Source organism: Streptomyces sp. NPDC058375, assembly GCF_042723425.1.
Taxonomy (GTDB): Bacteria; Actinomycetota; Actinomycetes; order Streptomycetales; family Streptomycetaceae; genus Streptomyces; species Streptomyces durocortorensis.
Genome location: NZ_JBHXJG010000184.1, coordinates 1 through 14818, shown reverse-complemented (window position 1 = coordinate 14818; position 14818 = coordinate 1). Strand labels below are relative to the sequence as shown.

Genomic DNA, 14818 nt, shown 5'->3' with positions numbered 1-14818 from the left:
CGCCCGGGCCGTCGACCCGGCGGCCCCGGTCGGTGACCAGCGTCGGCGGGGTACGGCGGGGCAGCGGTACGGGCCCGGCGGGGCGCATCGGGCGGACCTCCGCCGAGGACTCGTCGCCGTGGTCGCGGGCCTGCTGATGCTGCTCCCGGTCGGCGTCCCGGCGGGGGCCGCCGGGCCGGTCGCCGCGGGGCTCGCGGTCGCCCTCGCGGCGCAGGTCCCGGGCGCGGAAGATGCCACCGCGCTCGCTCTCGGTGTCCTCCAGGTCGGACACGCCGTCCAGGACGGGGCCGAGGGCCGGGTCCAGAGCCGGGTCCGGCGTACGGTCCAGCGGGTCGCCGGTGAGGTCCAGCGGGCCGACCGGGGCCTCCAGCTCGACCGGCCCGTCCAGGACGCCCGGTCCGGTGAGCCCGGTGGGCACCGGCGACAGGACCGCGGACCTGCCGTTGACGCGGCGCTCCCCGCCCGTGGCCGTGCTCTGCGCGCCCTGGGCCGCCTCGGAGCCCCGGCCGCTACCGATCGCCCGCTCGGCCCGGCGGTCGAGGCGGAACCCGGTGCCGTGGGTGTCGGGGGCGTCGGTGAGGAGGGCGGCCGGGATGAAGACGATCGCGGTGGTGCCTCCGTACGGCGATTTCTGGAGGGAGACCCGGACGTTCTGGCGCTGGGCGAGCCGGCTGACGACGAACAGGCCCAGCCGGTCAGTGTCGGAGAGCTCGAAGTCGGGGGTCTCGGCGAGGCGCAGGTTGGCGTCGAGGAGGACCTCGGGGGCCATGCCGAGGCCGCGGTCGTGGATTTCGAGCGTGAAGCCGTTGGAGACGCGTTCGCCGTGCACCTGGACCGCGGTGTGCGGGGGCGAGAAGACGGTGGCGTTCTCCAGGAGTTCGGCGATCAGGTGGGTGAGGTCGGCCACGGCGGGTCCGCCGACACCGATCCGGGCGAGGCGCCGGACCTCGATGCGTTCGTAGTCCTCGACCTCGGCGACGGCGGCCCGCACCACGTCCATCAGCTGGATGGGCTTGCGCCACTGGCGGGAGGGGGCCGCGCCGGAGAGGATCACGAGCCCCTCGGCGTGCCGCCGCATACGGGTGGTGAGGTGATCGAGGCGGAACAGGTCGGCCAGTTCGTCGCTGTCCTCGGTGCGGCGCTCCATCGCGTCCAGCAGCGTGAGCTGGCGGTGCAGGAGGACCTGGTTGCGGCGCGCGAGGTTGACGAAGACCTCGGAGACGCCGCGCCGCATGTCCGCCTGCTTGACCGCGGCCTCGACGGCGGCCCGCTGAAGCGTGTTGAGCGCCTGCCCGACCTGCCCGATCTCGTCGGGCTCGTAACTGAGGTGCGGGGCCTCGGTCTCGACGTCCACCTGTTCGCCCGCGGCCAGCCGGCGCATCACGCTCGGCAGCCGGACGCCGGACACCTCGTGGGCGTCCTTGCGCAGCCGGGAGAGGTCACGGACGAGTTCACGGCCGACGCGTACGGAGACGAAGATCGAGACGATCAGGGCCAGGAAGCCGAGGACTCCGGCGATCCCGGCCTGGGCGAGAACCCGGTAGGCGGCGGGCTCGGCGCGGTCCTGGAACCGGTTGCCCATCTCCGTGGAGTCGCCGGCCAGCCGGTCGAGGACGGGCACGGCCGCCTCCTCCCAGCGGGCGGCGTCGACGGCGCCGGGGAGCTTCGCCGGTCCGGCGGCGATCAGGGCGTCCTCGGCGGTGCGCAGCGGTTCGGTGTCGGGGCTGCCCCAGAACTGCTCGACGCGTCGGCGTTCATCGGCGGGCAGGTTCTCCAGGTTGACCTCGTAGAGCAGCTCGCGCTGCGCCACGAGGCCGGATATCTGGCGCAGTTCGGCGGTGGTGAAGCGGCCGGCGATGAGGCCGGAGGCGATCAGCGCGTCCTCGCGCGAGAGCGTCTCCCGGGCCCGGGAGACGCCGACCAGGGCCCGCATCTGCTTGTCCATCGACACGTTCTCCAGGGTGTGGAGTCCGTTGAGGAAGCGGTACGAGGGGTCGACGAGGCCGTTGTAGAAGTCCAGGGCCTTCGCCCGGCTGATGGTGCGCTTCTCGACCGATTCGCGCAGGGCCTCCAGCCCGTCGACGGCGCTCAGGATCGCGTCCAGACGGCTGTTGTCGGCGGCGCTCAGCGCTTCGCGGACGTCCTGTGCCCGGGCGTTCTCCCTGACCTCGCCCACGATGCGGTCGGTGGCGGCGCGTTGGCCCATGAGGACGGGGAGCGCGTCGGAGGCCCGGGGGTCGGCGAGGAAGACCAGGGTCTGCCGTCGCTCGTCCTGGACGGCGCGGACGGCGTCCTCCAGGGGGTGGCCGACCTTCTCCACGATGGATCCGGCGCTCATCAGGTCATCGGCCTGACGGCCGGTGATGTAGGTGGCGAAGACCCAGAGGCCCGTGAGGGAGACGAGCGGCACCAGCAGCAACGCCACGATCTTCCTGCGGATGGACTTCCCGCGAAAGCGCATGGCCTCCCCCAGATCGGCCCCGCACCGCGGGGGTCGCCCCGCACGGTGGGCGCGCGGGTTGTCTTCTCCGTCAATAAACGGCGCGAGCCTACTACTGACACAGAGACAACTCGAAGACACGTCCGGATGATTTTCAGCCGTCCACCCCGCACTTGATCATGAGTCGTCCCGGTATTCCCGGAGATGAAATTCGCGAAAGCGACAGAGGACACCGGCCGGACTCCTCGGCACCGGCACGTATCAGTTGGCTGGAATTCTTCGCTCCGTGACCTTCTGTGCCCTGCGCGTGCTTTTTCGGGGGAATCTTCGGGACGAGTGGTTCGTCCATATGTACGGGGTAGACGCACGGTGGGGTCGTGCGCGGCAGGACGGACGTGTTCCGCCCGCGTAGAACCGGCGCAAGCCGGGCAGCCACCCTGAAGTCGGACAGTGGTGGGGAGTTGAAGGCCTTGAGTACGCAGGAACGCGGGAGCGCCGAAGCATCGGCGGCCGCGCGGACGGAAGCCGCGGACGGGGCACGGGTGCCGCGGCAGTTGTGGGTGGAGGAGCCGGCCTCGAAGCGGCGGATGCCCGATGCGGTGCGGACGGCCGCGGTGCGCGCCGTTCTGATCATGTCGCTGACCATCATCCAGGCGATGGTCGCCTTCCTGAGCACGTTGACCGGCTCCTGGCTGGCCTTCCCGATGGTGCTCAGCAGTGTGGCCAGCACGGTGGTCGCCACCTGGGCGGTCCTGGACGTCTGGGTGACCCGGCAGGTGTGGAACCAGCGCAACGGCGTGGTGTCCGTGCCGAGCAGTTCGGCCCGTCAGATACGTCGTGAGCGGCGCCGGTCCCGCCGGGCCGAGCGGGCGGCCAAGCGGGACGGCACGGGCGGGGCCATAGGCGGCCGCCGGAGCACCGGCGACCTCTCCCGGGCCTGACGGGGCGGCCGGTCGGCCAGTTGGCCGGTTACGCCTCGGGCTCCGGGGCGGCAGGAGGCTCGGTGGTGGTCTGCTCGCTCTGTCCGCTCTGTCCGCTCTGTCCGCTCGGTTCGCTCTGTCCGCTCTGTCCGCTCGGTTCGCCACGGCCGCTCGGTTCGCTTCGTTCACTCGGTTCGCTCGGTTCGCTTCGTTCGCTCCGCTTGAACATGCGGGTCGCCGTGATCTCGCCGTGGACCGTCTCTCCGTCCGGGTCCTGCTGCGGCAGGCCGGGGCGCAGATGCTCTTCCACGCTGATGTATTTGAGCCCCGCCCTCAGGTCGGCGTCGTTGCGCAGCCGGATGACGAGGGGGAATTCGGCGAGCGCGGTCGTGTCGAACAGGCCGGTCGTGTAGAGCAGTTGCACGCCCAGCGCGTCCGACACCGCCCGCTGGAGCTCCAGCAGATACGTGGCGTTGGCGCGGCCGATCGGGTTGTCGAGGAACAGGGTGCCCGCGTGCCGGTGGCGGTCGCGGCCCCGGTCGTTGCTGCGCAGGGCCGCCATCGTGCAGTAGAGGGCGATGGCGGCGGTGAGCAGCTGGCCGCCGGAGAAGACGTCGCCCATCTGCCCGACCGGGACGCGCTCGGCGCGCAGCACGGCGTCCGGCTTCAGGATCTCCACCGCGATGCCCTTGGGCCGCAGTGCCGCCTCGACGCCCCTCAGCAGCAGGGACATGCCATCCCGGCGCAGGTCGGAGTTCTTCTTGAGGGCGGCGTGGGTGGCCTCGTCGATGACCTCGCCGAGACGCTCGGTGAGGGTGGCCTGGTCGGGCTCCTCGAAGCGGATCCGGAGGAATTCCTGCCCCGACCACTCCCCCAGTCCTTCGGGGAGCTGGGAGAGCCGCTGGGCGGAGCGCAGGGTGGTGAGCGCCGACTCGACCAGTCCGCGCAGCCGGTCGACGATGGAGTCGCGGTTGCGTTCGAGCTGGATCAGTTCGTCGGTGAGGACGCGGAGACGGGGGGCGAAGGCGTCGGCCCACTTCTGGGCGTGCTCGGGCAGTGCGGAGGCAGGCAGCTCGCGGATCTGCTGGCGGGCGGGGGTGCGGACCTGTTCGTACCGGGTGGAGTTGGCGTGCCGGACGAGGATGTCGCTCGCTTCCCGGACGGCGCTCTCGGCGGCCGAGAGGTCGGCGTTGCAGCCGCGCAGGGAGCGGCGGGACTCGGCGGCGGACTGGCGGGCCTCCTCCAGGCTGCCGGGGTACGGGTCGGGGTCCTCGGTCCCCTCCTCCGCGCCGTGGTCGCGCAGAAGGTCCCGCAGCAGGGCCGCGGTCTCGTCGAAGCCGCCGGCGGAGTCCTCGGCGGTGCGGTGGGCGCGCAGCAGCTCGCTGTGGGCGGCGCGGGCGGTGTCCAGGGCTGCGGTGGCGTCGGCCAGGCCGGCGGTGGCGGTACGCAGCAGGGCCTGGGCGCCTTCGGCGTCGGCCGGGGCCAGGTCGTCGGGCAGTTCGGTGTGGTGCTCACGCTCGTCGTCGGGGGCGAGCCGTTCGGCCTCGCCGCGCAGCCGTCCCAGGTGCTCGCTGGCGGTGGAGGCGCGGGTCTCCAGGAGCTGGACGTGTGCTTCGGCGCGGGCGGCGGCTGCCTGGCGGGACGGGCCATCGGCTCCGTCGGTGCCCTCCAGGAGCTGGGCGGCGCGGGTGCGGACCTTGTTGGTGAGGCGGTCCAGCTCGGCGAGGGCGGCGCTCTCGTCGCTCTCGGCGCGGGCCTGTTCGGCGCGCAGGTCGGCGCCGACGCCGACCTTCTCGTACAGCTGGGAGGCGGCCCGGTAGGCCTCGCGCAGGGTGGGCAGGGCGGTGCGGGCCTTCGACTCGTCCTCCTCGGGGAGGACTTCGGGGACGCCGGCGATCTCGGCGCGCTCGGCCCGCAGCGCGCGGGCGGTGCGGCGGGCGTCGTCCCCGGCGCGCTGGGCGGCGCGGCGGTCCTCGTCGGCGGCGCGGGCGAGGTCGAGGCAGACGGCGGCGCGGGCCTCGGACTCGGCGGCCTCGTCGACCAGTTCGCGCAGGCGGGCCTGCCAGCCGGAGCGCTCCCGCAGCCGGTGGGCGAGGCCTGCCAGGGCGTCGGCGACGCGGCGGGCCCGCTGGGCGGCCTCCTGGCGTTCGTCGCGGACCCGGGCGGTGTCGGCGGCGGCTTCGTCGGCCTCGGCACGGGCGGTGCGGGCCTCGGCGAGGACGGCTTCGGCGCTCTCGGCGGCCGTACGGGCGGTGGCGGCGGCCTCGGCCAGTTCGGCGAGCATGCCGGGCGGGCAGTCGGCGCGCCAGGAGCCGATGCGGGAGGCGAGGGCACGGTCTCCGGAGAGGCGGGCGGCGAGCGTCCTGATGTCCTCGTCGCGGGCGGCGGCGCGGCTGCGCAGCGCGTGGCGTTCCTCGTCGGCGGCGTGTTCGTCGTGCATAGCCGGGTTCGGCGGGACGAGGAAGACGCCGTCGCTCTGGGCCACGGAGCCGGTACCGGGGGCCGGGACGGGCGCGAGGAGTGCGGCGGCGGTGCCGACGGCGACGGCCGAGCGCGGCAGCAGGGCGGCGCCGGCGAGGACTTCGCGGGCGCGGGTGTGGGCGTCGGGGTCGGTGATGACGACGCCGTCGACCAGCTCGGGGCGGGCGGCGAGGACGGCGGCGTGGTCGGCCGGGTCGACGGCCTGCGCGAGGTAGCGCCAGCCGGGCAGGGCGGGGATGCCGTGCTCGCCGAGATACTCGACGGTGGCCAGCACGTCGGGGCCGGGCGGCAGCAGCCCGCCCTCGCCGAGGGCGCCGAGGATGCGGGCGTCGTCGGCGGCGGCGGTACGCAGGTCGAAGAGGCGGCGCTCGGCGGCGGCGACGGACTGGTCGAGGAGGTCGCGCAGCTCGTCGGCGCAGCGGTCGAACTCTTCGGCGGTCAGGGGCTGCTGGGCGGTGGCGGGCTGGTCGGCGAGGGCGATGGCGCGGTCGGCGGCCGGTCCGGCGGCGGTGGCCGGGTCGGTGGCAGAGGCAGTGGCCCCGGGCGTACCGTCGTCGCCGTTCCCCGGGCCGGTGCGCGCGGTGGTGCCCTGGGCAGTCCCTGACGTCTCGTCACCGGTTTCCCGGCGGGGGTGCGGGACGCCGGTGCCCGATGGCAGGCCGAGCAGGTCCGCGAGGCGGGGGTCGGCGGCGATGGACGCGGCGGCGCGGAGCTCGTCCTCGTAGCTCCGCTCGGCGGCCTTGGCGCCGTCGGCGGCGCGGGCGGCGGCCAGTTCGGCGCGGCTCTCGGCTGCGGCTGCCTCGCGGGCGGTGTCGGCGGCGGAGCGGGCGGCTTCGCGGGCGGTGTCCCAGGCGGCTACGGCGGACTGTTCGGCGTCGCTGGCGGCGAGAGCGGCCCGGGCGGGGTCGGCGTCGGGCGCGGTGTCGTCGAGCCAGCCGGCCCGGACGGCTTCGGCGGTCTCCTGGCCGACCTCGGCGAGGCGCTGGCGCAGGTGTCCGGCCTCGCTGCGGGCGCGCTGGGCCTCGGTGGCGGCGACCGTGGCGTCGCGGTGGGCGCGTTCGCCGGTGTCCTGGAGGGTGTCGGAGCGCTCTTCCTCCTCGTTGGCGAGGCGTTCGCCTTCCTCGGCGGCCTTGTGCAGGGCGCGGACGAGGTCGGTGGCGGCGGCGGAACGGGCGGCGAGGGCGGGAGCTGCGTCGCGTTCGGCCTCGCGGATGGCGACGGCGACCCTGGCCGAGCGGTCGGCGGCGGCACGGTGGCGCAGGACGGCTTCGGCGGCCTGCCAGGCGGCGTGCAGGGTGCGGGCCTCGACCAGCTCCTTGCGTCCGGCGGCGGCGCTCTTCTCGGCTGCCGTCAGGGCCAGCGAGGCGTGCCGGTAGGCCAGTTCGGCGGCGATCAGGGAGCGGCTGCCCCGGGTGGACTCCGCTTCGGTGACGGTGTGGGCGGCGGCGGTGACGCGTTCGGCCAGCTCGGCGGTGCGGCCGCGTTCCTCGGCGGCGCGGGCGGCGAGGCGGCGGGCGAGGGTGCGGGTGCGGCGTTCGGCCCCGGCGTGGATGTCGCGGGCCCGGGCGCGGGTGTCGGTGGCCTCGACGATCCGGCCGAGGAGGTCCACGGAGCCGGCGGTGAAGTCGCGTTCGGCGGTCAGCTCGGCGCGGCGGCCCAGCTTGTTGCCGAAGCCGCTGACGAGGTCGGCGAGTCCGTCGGTGTCGCGGGTGTCGGTGACCGCGCGGAGGAGGAGGTCGGTGAAGTCGGAGTCCTTCTTCACCGCGAAGAGGCCGGCGGCCTCGCCCTCGTCGGCGTTCATCTCGCGCTGGTAGCGGAAGAGTTCGGGGTCGAGTCCGAGGTCGCCGAGGTGCTCGTTCCAGCGGTCGTGGATCTCTTCCCAGTGCACGTCGAGGTGCGCGTAGAACTTGCCCGCGTCCGTCAGCGCGTCGCGGAAGCCCTTCATGGTGCGCCGCCTGCCGCGCGCCCCGGAGACGCCCTCGGCGGGGCGGCCCACGGCGGAGGACTCGGCGACGGGCAGGCTGTCCAGGCTGAGGCCGGGGCCGGGCCGGAACGAATACCAGGCCTCGGCGAACTTGCGCGGGTCGCCCGAGACCTGGCGGCCCCGCCACTCGCTGACCTTGCCGACGACGACGCACTCACCGGTGAGGGTGTGCTGCCACTCCAGGGCGACGTGTCCGCAGTCGTCGGCGAGGAGGAACTTGCGCAGCACGCCGGAGCTGGCGCCGCCGAGGGTGTTGCGGTGGCCGGGGAGCATCACCGAGAAGATCAGCTTGAGCAGGACGGACTTGCCGCCGCCGTTCTCCAGGAAGAGGACGCCCGCAGGGGCGGGGCGGCGGGGCGGGCCGACCGGCTCGTCCTCGAAGAACTCCGCCTGGGCCGGGGCGGGGCTGGGGACGGGTGCGCCGACGCCGCGCAGGTCGAGGACGGTGTCGGCGTAGCGCGCACCGGCAGGCCCGATGGAGTAGAGGCGGACCCGGGACAACTCGTACATGGCGGCGGACTCTCGTCGTTCGGTGAGCGGGGGTGGAGCGGCGGGGTTGTGCGGGCTGGGCGGGAACGGGTCGGTCGGGTCAGGAGTGGAAGGGCAGGCCCGCGTCGGCGGCCAGCTCCACGCTGTCGGGGTCGGGCGGCGGCAGCAGGGTGGCGGAGCCGTCGGTGACGGAAACGACGCCGAGCTCCAGCAGTTCGGCCATGGCGGCGCTGCCCGCCAGGTCGCGGACCTGGAGCTGGTAGCGGGCGGTGGTGCGGTAGGCGCCGCCCGCGTCGTCGCCGGTGCGCTGGAGGAAGCCGGAGTCGGTGAGGAAGGCGACGGCCTTGCCGATGATGCCGGTGGTGGATCCGGCGAGCCGGCGGGCGTCCTTGGTGGCGCCGGTGGCGCTGCGGCGGGCGTAGATCCGCCAGCCGGCTTCGAGGCCGGGGGCGTCGCTGGCCGGGTCGGTGTTGTCTCCCTGCTCCTCGGCGCGCTCCTCCAGCCGCCGGCAGGCCTGGCGTACGAAGGCGTCGACGCCGTTGACCGTGATGCGGCCGATGTACGCGTCGTCGGCGAGGTCCTCGGGGCGGGGGAAGGCCAGGGCGGCGACGGCGAGGTGGGCGAGGCCGTGCAGGAAGCGGTCGGCGGAGTCGGAGGAGGCGCGGCGGGCGTAGTCGCCCATGCGGACGGCGAAGACGGAGTCCTCGCCGGCGGTCACGGCCATCCCGGCGCGCGGGGAGACCTCCAGGACGATGAGGCCGAGGCCGGTGGCGACGGCGTCGGCGAGCCGGGCGAAGGCGCTCTCCTCGCGGTAGCGCCGCAGCAGGTCGGCGTACTCGGCGTCGCGGGCGGGCAGCAGCTTGGGCTGGAGCCCGAAGGAGACCAGCCGGGCCGCGTCGGCGGCGTCGGCCGGGGTGACGGGGGTCTGTCCGGCGGGCTCGGCGGCGTGCGCAGAGGTGTGCCCGGAGTCGGCCGCGTACGTCGTGGAGGGGCCTGCGTGCGCGGAGGGGCCTGCGTGCGCGGAGGGCTCGGTCCACGCGTCGGGGTGCTCGGCGTCGTGGTCGCTCACGGCTGGGACTCCTCGGTACGGATGTGGTGCGGGTGCGGAAGGAGGGCGGGGCCGACTGCGACGGGAGAGGCGGCGGATGGCGCCGGGCCGGTCATGGTGGGTGGCGTGGGGCCGGTCATGACGCCTCCTTGCGGTCGGCGGCCATGCCGACCGCGTCCAGCAACGCGGTGCCCACGATGAGGTCGGCGCCGCCGAACTCCGGGTCGTCCAGCTCCGCTCCGTCGTCCACGGCGAAGAGCAGGCGCCGCTCGCCCTGCCGGTAGGCGGTGCCGACCGGCGGGCTGGCGGCGTGGACGGCGAGCAGGGCGACCAGGTACGGCAGGTCGCTGTCTCCGGTGCGGCGGGCCTCGGCGAGCAGTCCGGAGAGCCGGCGCGGGGCGTCGTGCTCCAGGTCGAGCAGGGTCATGGCGCGGGCGAGCTGCTCCTCGCTGAACCGGCTGTCGTCGGGGGTGGCGATCAGATCGGGCTCGGGCATCTCCGCGCCCAGGTGCTCGCGCTCCAGCGGCGGGGTGAGCAGCAGGTCGACCAGGTCCCCGACCCGTACGGAGGTGGGGGTGCGCAGTCCGGTGCCGTGGGCGAAGAACGCGTCGGTGGCCCGGGTGCACTGCTCGACGGGGAGCGGGAGGAGCGGGGCGAGGAGCTGCCCGTACAGATCGAGGCCCGCGTGGGGGGCGGGCGGGGCGAAAGCCTGCCGGTCCTGCTCGGCGCGGAAGAGGGGGCCCGCTTCCAGCAGCCGGGACTGGAGCTGGGTGTGGCGGCGGATGCAGTCCTTGACGATGTCGACGAGCTCGGCGGCCCGGCGCTTGTGCTCGGGGTCCTCGGCCTCGTCGCGCGCCTTGCGGATGTTGGTGAGGATCGCGTTCTCGTGGCGGTAGCGGTCGGCCACGTGGTCGAGGGCCTCGGCGATCATGTCCGGGACGGTGTGGAGCCAGTCGACGGCGCGGACGTTGCGCCGGGTGGCCTCCAGGGTGCGGCGCAGGGTCTCGGCGTACTGCACGGTGCGGTAGCGGGCCTGTTCGGCGGCGAGCTGGGCGTCGGCGAGGCGGCCCCGGCTGATCAGGACCTCCAGCTTGACCTCGGCGGCGATCTGGGCGCTGGTGACATCGGTGTCCAGCGCGCCGACCAGGACGTTGACCGCTTCGTCGGTGGCGCGGAGGTAGACCGTGCCGCCGTAGCCGGGGACCTCTTCGATGAGCTTGAAGTCGTAGTCGCGGCGGACGTAGACCCCGTCGGTGTTGAAGGTGCCGTAGACCGCGCGGAAGCCGCGGTCGACGCTGCCGACGTTGATCAGGTTCTCCAGGACCCAGCGGGCGACCCGTTCGTGCTCGGCGACGGGGCGGTCGGGGGCCTGGGCGCCGACCCGGGGCAGCAGTCTGGCCACTATCTGGTCGTGGTCGGCCCCGGTGTCGAAGTCCATGTTGAGCGTGACGTGGTCGATCGCGGCGAGGGCGACCTCCGCCATGGCGTACACCGTGTACTCGCCGGCCAGATTCGCCTTGCGGACGTCCAGGTCGTGCAGCGGCGCCGTGCACGCGAGCGCGCGCAGCCGCCGCGAGAGCCCCTCGTCCGCGGCGGGGCCCGGGGCAGGCCGCGGCCCCGCGCTGAGCTGCGGCGCAGCGGTGTCCGTGTTGGCAGGCGAAGTCACGTGGGACAGATTAGGTCCTCGCACTGACAACGGTCGAAACGGCGTTTATGCGACCGGTGCCGTACGGGGAGGCTACGACCCTGCGGGGCCGTATCCCCCGCCGCCCGGTGTGCGCACCACGAGCACGTCTCCGGCCTTCAGTTCGGCGGTGTCGCAGCCCTTCAGCGGGACCACTTCGCCGCCCGCCCGCTCGATGTGCTGCTCCCCCAGCGCTCCCGGCTCGCCGCCGCCCGCTCCGTACGGCGGGACGCGGCGGTGTCCGGAGAGGAGGGCGATCGTGACGGGTTCCAGGAAGCGGATGCGGCGCTCGACGCCGTGGCCGCCGTGCCACCGCCCGGCTCCCCCGCTGTCCTCCCGTACGGCGAAGGACTCCAGGCGGACCGGCAGCCGCCATTCCAGGATCTCGGGGTCGGTGAGGCGGGAGTTGGTCATATGGGTCTGGACGGCGTCGGCGCCGTCGAAGCCGTCGCCCGCTCCGGAGCCGCTGGCGACCGTCTCGTAATACTGGACGTGCTCGTTGCCGAAGGTGAGGTTGTTCATCGTGCCCGAGCCCTCGCCCTGGCCGCCGATCGCCCCGTAGAGCGCTCCGGTCACCGCCTGGGAGGTCTCCACGTTGCCCGCGACGGTCGCGGCCGGGTAGGCGGGGTCGAGCATGCAGCCGGGCGGAATGGTCACGTCCAGGGGTTTGAGGCAGCCGCTGTTGAGCGGGATGTCCTCTCCGACCAGGGTGCGGAAGACGTAGAGGACGGCGGCCATGACGACGGACCGGGGCGCGTTGGCGTTGCCGGGCAGCTGGGGCGAGGTGCCGGTGAAGTCGAGGTGGGCGCTGCGGGCGTCCCGGTCCACGGTGAGGCGGACCTCGATCACGGCTCCGCCGTCGGTCTCGTAGCGGCAGTGGCCGTCGTCCAGTCCGGCGACGATACGGCGTACGGACTCGTCGGCGTTGTCCTGGACGTGCCCCATGTAGGCGTCCACGACGTCGGCGCCGAACTGGTCGGTCATGCGCCGCAGTTCGGCGATGCCCTTCTCGTTGGCGGCGATCTGGGCGCGCAGGTCGGCGAGGTTGGTGTCCGGGGAGCGGGAGGGGTGGGGCGCGGAGGCGAGCAGGTCGCGGGTCTCCTCCTCGCGCAGCCGGCCGTCGCGGACGAGCAGCCAGTTGTCGAAGAGCACGCCCTCCTCGTGGATCGTCCGGCTGAAGGCGGGCATGGAGCCGGGGGTGATGCCGCCGATCTCGGCGTGGTGGCCGCGCGAGGCGACCAGGAACCGGAGCTTCCCCTCGTCGAACACGGGGGTCACCACGGTGACATCGGGCAGGTGGGTGCCGCCGTGGTACGGGTCGTTGACGGCGTACACGTCGCCGGGGCGCAGGTTCCCCTCGTTGCGCCGGAGCACCTCCTTGATGGACTCCCCCATGGAGCCGAGATGGACCGGGATGTGCGGGGCGTTGGCGATCAGGTTGCCCTCGGCGTCGAACAGGGCGCAGGAGAAGTCGAGGCGTTCCTTGATGTTGACCGAGTGGGCGGTGTTCTCCAGGCGGACGCCCATCTGCTCGGCGATGGACATGAAGAGGTTGTTGAAGACCTCCAGCATCACCGGATCCACCCGGGTGCCGACGGCGGTGCGTACGGGGCGGGGGGTGCTGCGGGTGAGGACAAGATGTCCGGTGGAGGCGGTCTCGGCCCTCCAGCCCGGGTCGACGACGGTGGTGGCGTCGTCCTCGGCGACGACGGCGGGCCCGGTCACGGCGTCGGCGGGGCGTAGGTCCGCCCGCCGGTGGAGCGGGGCGCGCTGCCACCGCCCCTCGGCGTACAGGTCCACGGTGTCGGCCGGGGCCGGTGGGGCGCCATCGGGGCCTGCATCAGGGCCTGGGTCGGTGGCGGGCGCGCCGTCGTCGGCGGGCGCGGTGTCGTCAGTGGCCCTGGTGGTTGTCGCCCCGGTGGCGCCGGTGGCTTCCACCGAGACCGTCTCAACGACAACCGGCTTGTCCATGGTGAAGCCGAACCGGGCCCGGTGGGCGGCCGCGAACGCCTCGGCCATGGCCCCCTCCGTGTCCAGGTCCACCGGCAGCGCCGCGTCCGTCCCGGCGTACCGCACCAGGACGCGGGCCCGGGTGGTGATCGCGGAGTCCGGCACTCCGTCGGCGCGCAGGGCTTCGCGGGTACGGTCGCCCAGCTCGGCGCAGAGCCGCTCCACCCGCTCCCGGCAGGCCGCGTCGAGCTCCTCCTCCACCGACTGCTCGCGCATCGCGGTGGCGTCGGCCAGGCCGATGCCGTACGCGGAGAGCACCCCGGCGAGCGGGGGTACGAGGACGGTGTCGATGCCCAGGGCGTCGGCGACCGCGCAGACGTGCTGGCCGCCCGCGCCGCCGAAGCCGGTCAGTGCGTAGCGGGTGACGTCGTGGCCGCGCTGCACGGAGATCTTCTTGACGGCGCCTGCCATGTTGAGCACGGCGATCTCCAGGAAGCCCGCCGCCACCTCGGCCTCGTCCGGCCGCCGCCCGGTGGCGTCCCCCACCTCGTCGGCGAGCTCCGTGAACCGCTCGCGTACGAGGCCGGCGTCGAGCGGGAGGTCGCCGTCCGCGCCGAAGACGGCCGGGAAGTGGTCCGGTTGGACGCGGCCGAGCATCACGTTGGCGTCGGTGACGGTGAGGGGGCCGCCCCGGCGGTAGCAGGCGGGGCCGGGGTCGGCGCCGGCCGAGTCGGGGCCGACGCGGTAGCGGCTGCCGTCGAAGTGCAGGACGGAGCCGCCGCCGGCCGCGACGGTGTGGATGCTCATCATCGGGGCGCGCATCCGGACCCCGGCGACCTGGGTTCCCAGCTCGCGTTCGAACTCCCCGGCGTAGTGCGACACATCGGTGGAGGTACCACCCATGTCGAAGCCGATGACCCGGTCGTGGCCGGCCTGCTGCGAGGTGCGGACCATGCCGACGACGCCTCCGGCCGGTCCGGAGAGTACGGCGTCCTTGCCGCGGAAGCGGGCGGCTTCGCGCAGGCCGCCGTTGGACTGGAGGAACATCAGCCGGATCCCGTCGAGGCGGGCGGCGACCTCGTCGACGTACCGGCCGAGGACGGGTGAGAGGTAGGCGTCGACGACCGTGGTGTCGCCCCGGGGGACGAGCCTGATCAGCGGGGAGACCTCGTGGGAGCTGCTGATCTGCGTGAAGCCGGCCTCCCGGGCCGCCTCGGCGACGGCCCGTTCATGGGCGGGGTGGCGGTAGCCGTGCATCAGGACGACGGCGGCGCTGCGCAGCCCGTCGGCGTGGGCGGCGCGCAGCTGTTCGCGTACGGGGTCGAGGTCCAGGGGTCGTACGGTGGGGCCTTCGGCGTCGATCCGTTCGGGGACCTCGATCACACGCTCGTGAACGGTCTCGGGGAGGACGATGTGGCGGTCGAAGAGGCGGGGCCGGTTCTGGTACGCGATGCGCAGCGCGTCCCGGAAGCCCTCGGTGATCAGCAGGACCGTCGGCTCGCCCCGCCGCTCCAGCAGGGCGTTGGTGGCGACGGTGGTGCCCATCCGGACGGCGGCGACCCGGTCGGCGGGTACCGGTTCGTCCGCCTCCAGGCCGAGGAGCAGCCGGATTCCGGCGACGACCGCGTCGTCGTAGCGGCCGGGGTCGTGGGAGAGGAGCTTGCGGGTGATCAGCCGGCCGTCGGGGCGGCGGCCCACGATGTCGGTGAAGGTGCCGCCCCGGTCGATCCAGAACTCCCAGCGTCCGGTCATGGCGCCATTCTGTGCCTGTGGGCGGGTCTGTGCCCGTGGGCGGGAGGCCGCAGGAAGAAGTCCGCGGGCC

7 protein-coding genes are annotated in these 14818 nt (G+C 74.0%); 1 reads left to right on the top strand and 6 read right to left on the bottom strand.

The genetic code is table 11. The features are described 5' to 3' along the window. A partial coding sequence (locus ACFWM7_RS25165) for a nitrate- and nitrite sensing domain-containing protein (RefSeq protein WP_383264248.1) occupies nt 1-2461 on the bottom strand: 2461 nt, incomplete at its 3' end. A gap of 566 nt (nt 2462-3027) precedes the next feature. Here ACFWM7_RS25165 and ACFWM7_RS25160 point away from each other — a divergent pair. Continuing rightward, nucleotides 3028-3381 (top strand): hypothetical protein, encoded by a 354-nt coding sequence (locus tag ACFWM7_RS25160; protein ID WP_383264251.1) that lies wholly within the window; start codon nt 3028-3030, stop codon nt 3379-3381. Between the two features lie 28 nt (nt 3382-3409). On the opposite strand, the gene ACFWM7_RS25155 is transcribed toward ACFWM7_RS25160, so the two are convergent. The 5 genes from ACFWM7_RS25155 to ACFWM7_RS25135 all read right to left on the bottom strand — a co-directional run bounded on the left by ACFWM7_RS25155 (nt 3410) and on the right by ACFWM7_RS25135 (nt 14748). Beyond that, a complete protein-coding gene (locus tag ACFWM7_RS25155) occupies nt 3410-8335 on the bottom strand; it encodes a hypothetical protein (protein WP_383264245.1) in 4926 nt (1641 codons plus the stop codon). Nucleotides 8336-8414: 79 nt separating this feature from the next. Continuing rightward, nucleotides 8415-9383: a hypothetical protein gene (locus tag ACFWM7_RS25150; RefSeq protein WP_383264242.1), complete on the bottom strand. Its 969-nt coding sequence runs from the start codon at nt 9381-9383 to the stop codon at nt 8415-8417. Then, on the bottom strand, nt 9380-9502 hold the full coding sequence (locus ACFWM7_RS25145) for a hypothetical protein (protein ID WP_383264239.1): 123 nt from the start codon (nt 9500-9502) through the stop codon (nt 9380-9382). The genes ACFWM7_RS25150 and ACFWM7_RS25145 overlap by 4 nt, the downstream gene beginning before the upstream one ends. Next, nucleotides 9499-11028 carry a hypothetical protein gene (locus ACFWM7_RS25140; protein ID WP_383264236.1) on the bottom strand — a complete coding sequence of 510 codons (1530 nt, stop codon included), beginning with the start codon at nt 11026-11028 and terminating at the stop codon, nt 9499-9501. Before ACFWM7_RS25140 ends, ACFWM7_RS25145 begins: the two co-directional genes overlap by 4 nt. Nucleotides 11029-11100: 72 nt before the next feature. Beyond that, nucleotides 11101-14748 (bottom strand): hydantoinase B/oxoprolinase family protein, encoded by a 3648-nt coding sequence (locus ACFWM7_RS25135; RefSeq protein WP_383264234.1) that lies wholly within the window; start codon nt 14746-14748, stop codon nt 11101-11103. Nucleotides 14749-14818 lie beyond the last annotated feature (70 nt).

Bases quoted from the DNA above. Each gene is read 5' to 3' on its own strand.
- ACFWM7_RS25160 (WP_383264251.1), top strand. From the start codon at position 3,028: ATGCCCGATGCGGTGCGGACGGCCGCGGTGCGCGCCGTTCTGATCATG.
- ACFWM7_RS25155 (WP_383264245.1), bottom strand. From the start codon at position 8,335: ATGTACGAGTTGTCCCGGGTCCGCCTCTACTCCATCGGGCCTGCCGGT.
- ACFWM7_RS25145 (WP_383264239.1), bottom strand. From the start codon at position 9,502: ATGACCGGCCCCACGCCACCCACCATGACCGGCCCGGCGCCATCCGCC.
- ACFWM7_RS25135 (WP_383264234.1), bottom strand. From the start codon at position 14,748: ATGACCGGACGCTGGGAGTTCTGGATCGACCGGGGCGGCACCTTCACC.